Consider the following 3,736-nt stretch of genomic DNA (forward strand, 5'->3'; position numbering starts at 1 on the left):
TGGCCGCTCGCGACCTGGTGGAGCCGCATCCGCTCAACGAAGTCGGGCACGGCGTTGACGACGGTGATCTCGGTGTCGGCGGGGGAGAGCCGGCGGGCCAGGTTCCCGGCGGCGAAGGCCCCGGCGTATCCGGCGCCGAGGACGACGATGCGGTGCTTCATGGCGTTGCTCCCATCTCGTTCGCGTGCCCCCTGAACGAGACAGCGCCCCGATTACTGACAGGAGCCAGATGTGACGCCAGTCACTCAACCGAGACGAGCGGCCGAGCCACGCCAGACACCGAAAGCCGACCCCCGGACAACGACGGCCGGAAAAAAGACTCCGTGACACGGCACAGGCCCGGACACCCGATCCGGGCCTGCGCATGCTCTGCAGTCATGGGGCGCCAAACGTCACAAATGACGTGCACCGCCTACGCCCAGCGCATGCCGATGACGGACAGCTGCTCGACCCGCTCCTCCGACAGCGTCGCCGCCCTGCTGCGCTGATTGCTGATCCACGCCCCCAGCTTCACCTCCCGCTCCTCCTGGTCCTCGCCGCCGTGGCCGCTCCCGTCACCGCCGACAACGATCCGCTCGACGTGCTTCCTCGGCACCCGAAGGTGCCCCTCACGCTCGAAGAACTGCTTGGCGGCCCCGTAGTTCATCGCCCACCTGTCGGCCTGTGCACGGCGCGGTTTCGGCTTCTCGTCCTCGCCGGCGGGTTCGATCCCGAGGACGTGCTCGCACATCCACTGCTGCACGGCCGTCAGCCTGTCCCAGCCGAGCCGGACCGAGCGCACCCACCGTCCAAGGTCCTCACCCTGACACACGACAGCGCCCGGCGCGTCCGGCAGCTCCCCGCCGGCCTCCAGACGCTGCCTAAGAAGGTGGAAGCAGCGCTGCCACTCCACCGGCCAGACCGGGCACCACGCCGGGTCGAGGTCCTCCAACTGCTCCCGCCGCTCGGCCGACAGCGCTCCCGCCGCCGCCTGAACCGGCAGTCCCAGGGCACGGCGCTGCTCGATCTCGGCCGCCTTCCGGGCGGCAGCCCTGGCGTTCTTCAGCCAGATACCCACCCGGTACCCCCGGTACATGGCGGTCAACGGCGCCAGAAGGTGCCCATTCTCCTCAGCCCACCCACGCGCGGCGGCCAAACCCTCCTCCCACGCGACATCGAAGTGCGACCACACCATGCCCAGCTTCTCCAACTGCCCGATGCGGTCGGCATCCATGTCACCCCGGGCGTAGAAGCGACGAGCGTCGGCGATCCATTGCCCCAGCGGGAAACCGGCGAGCGAGACCGGCCACCCCTCGACTCCACCCTCGGGCCCGCCGCCGGGCACGCGGAACGTGAACGGCACCTTCAAATCACCGTGCTCACGGGCGTAGACGACGGCCGCCTCCACCCCGCGCCGCCAGTGCTCGCGCTCAGGATTGACGACCCGCAGATTGATGAACGCCGCCAACTGCGCCGGGTCACGCGGCGTGGAGAACCTCAGCAGCGACCGCGCCGGCCCCGACAGCCCGCCGGACCCAACCCCCTCACCCGGGCTCTCCTGGCCCCCACTGCGGCTCTGAACACCCCTGACACGGCTCTGCGCCTGCGGCTGCGCCAACTGTTCCACCACGCGGGTGTCATGCGCCCTGAGCGCCTCCAGCAGCTTCGCCAACCCGCCGAACGCCCGCGAGGTGAGCATGTTGTCCACCGTCTCGCCCGGCCCGAGCAGGACCGGCACGACCAGGCTGGCCACCTTGCCCTCGCCCGGCTGCATGCGCAGCGCGCGGCCGACGGCCTGGACGAGGTCGGGCATGGAACCGCGGACGTCGGCGAAGTAGACAGAGTCGCAGTTCTTGATGTCGACGCCCTCCCCGAGGACCTTGACCGAGCCCAGGAAACCCTTCTCCACCACCGTCCCGTCCATGGCGACCCCCGCCGCGAACTCCCCAAGCACCCGCCGCCGATGGTTCGGCTTGTGCTCACCGCACAGCCAGTCGGCCCAGACCAACTTCGGGTACAACCCCGGGGCAGCAGCATGCAGCCGCGCGGCGACGTCGGGAAGACCAGCCGCGAAAGCCTCAGCCTCACGGACCTGATGATGAAAGACGAGCGTCCGCCGAAACCCTTCCTCCGACGCCGCCTTGAGCAGGGCAGTCCGGAGCGCAGCGAGCCGCGCCCCGCGGACCTCATCCGACCTGCCCCCCACACCCAAGAGCTGCGCGGCCTGCAACTGGGTATCGGTGATATCCACGCACACCACCTGGTACGGCGCACAGATCCCCCGATCGATCGCCTCCGACAAGGTCAGCACGTACGCCCTGCTGCCGAAAGGACCGTCCGGGTCGTCCTCCATCGACGCGACCAGCTCACCCGGCGCGCCCTGCTGCTCCTGGTCTTCGTCCAGCTGCCACAGCCGCGGGGTGGCCGTCATGTAGAGACGGCGCAGGGCAGGGATGCGGGTGTTGTCATGGACGACGGCCCACGGCTTGCCGATCCGACCAGAGGTCCGGTGTGCCTCGTCGACCACGATCAGGTCCCACCCAGGCAGGCCGGCGGCGTGGGCACGCTCCAGGATGCCGAGCCCCAGGGAAGCGTACGTGGCGAAGACAGTGACCCTGTCGAACGGCCGAACCCATTCGACCAGCTCGCCCACATCCGTAGTGTTCGGGAAGCACGCCTCCTCGCCCCGCAGAGAGGACACTCCGACCACCATGCCGGTCCGGCCGCCCTCGCGCCATGCGATCTCGGTTTGGGCGAGCAGGTCCAGCGAGGGCACCAGTACCAGCACACGGCCGGCACGGAGCTCCTCCGCACTCCGCACAGCGACCAGGGTCTTGCCGGTTCCGGTCGCCATGATCACCTGAGTGCGCAGACCCCGCTCAGGCACAGTGGAGCGTGCAGGCAACTCGAGCGACCGGCGTACCGCGTCCACGGCCTCTCGCTGATGAGGACGGACTTCCCTCGCAGTCATTCCACCGACCCTCCCCCGCGGAGCCAGACGACCGTCCCCACACGCTCCACCTCGGCAATTGGCCTGCTCACGCGTTTCATGACCGGGACGGTGACGCACGGACCGGAAACGAGAAGCGCATGACCCATCTGCTTCAACACACATGCCACATTCACTGGGACCACCTGAGTCCAGAGTCTATCGCCTCCCAAAAAACGAAGCACACCCTCGGGAATCAACCTCAGTGCCGCGGGTACTCCGCATGAAACCCAGCACCTCGAACCGCTTCCGGAGAGTCATGACGCAGGGAACTGAAAATGAGAAGGGCAACCGGTTCTGTAAAGCGTGCGGCACACCGGCCGAAGACGGGAAGCTGTGCAGCCACTGCGGAACGGTTCTGGACTTCCCCGATGAGAGCGCCCTGATCGAAGATCAGGGCGCTGCAGTGCGGCGGGACTTCGAAGGGCGTGCCCTTCATCAAGAAGGCTGAGTCCGCCAAGGAGTAAGAGCGGAGTGGTCACGCACGCACCCCGCACACCCCCCTTCCTTGCCGCTCGGGCCGCAGGCCCGTTGGCCGCCCCGCGCAGCGGGGCCGGCCTGTGTGGCGCGGAGCGCCACCGGGTGGCTGGAGCGCAGCGCAAGCCACCTTTGCGGGGCCGTGAGGCCCCGCAAACTCCGGGAGCGCAGCGAACGGATCGTCATCTGCCTTGCGCAGCAAGGCAGATGCCATGCCGTGCCGAGCGACAGCACCAGGCCGCTGAGGAGCGTGAGGAACGCGACGGGGAGCAGGACCTTCGGCATCTGGGG

Annotated in this window: 2 protein-coding genes and 1 pseudogene; 1 reads left to right on the plus strand and 2 read right to left on the minus strand. The window is 68.6% G+C overall.

What is annotated here, in order from left to right:
* Together ABZ948_RS40840 and ABZ948_RS40845 are read right to left on the minus strand one after the other, a co-directional pair.
* Window positions 1–161, minus strand: a pseudogene (locus tag ABZ948_RS40840) (oxidoreductase); the annotation flags it as partial.
* Between the two features lie 251 nt (window positions 162–412).
* Entirely contained in the window at window positions 413–2,950 is a 2,538-nt protein-coding gene (locus ABZ948_RS40845) for a DEAD/DEAH box helicase (protein WP_359768192.1), read from the minus strand.
* A gap of 241 nt (window positions 2,951–3,191) precedes the next feature.
* Between ABZ948_RS40845 and ABZ948_RS40850 the strand changes: the two genes are divergently transcribed.
* A complete protein-coding gene (locus ABZ948_RS40850; RefSeq protein WP_359768193.1) occupies window positions 3,192–3,419 on the plus strand; it encodes a double zinc ribbon domain-containing protein in 228 nt (75 codons plus the stop codon).
* Window positions 3,420–3,736: the final 317 nt, after the last annotated feature.

The sequence above is a fragment of the Streptomyces olindensis genome (genome assembly GCF_040645895.1).
In the GTDB taxonomy this organism is placed as follows: Bacteria; Actinomycetota; Actinomycetes; order Streptomycetales; family Streptomycetaceae; genus Streptomyces; species Streptomyces olindensis.

What these genes read in the sequence shown, in the direction of transcription:
- ABZ948_RS40845 (WP_359768192.1), bottom strand. Translation starts at nt 2,950, where the DNA reads ATGACTGCGAGGGAAGTCCGTCCTCATCAGCGAGAGGCCGTGGACGCG.
- ABZ948_RS40850 (WP_359768193.1), top strand. Translation starts at nt 3,192, where the DNA reads ATGAAACCCAGCACCTCGAACCGCTTCCGGAGAGTCATGACGCAGGGA.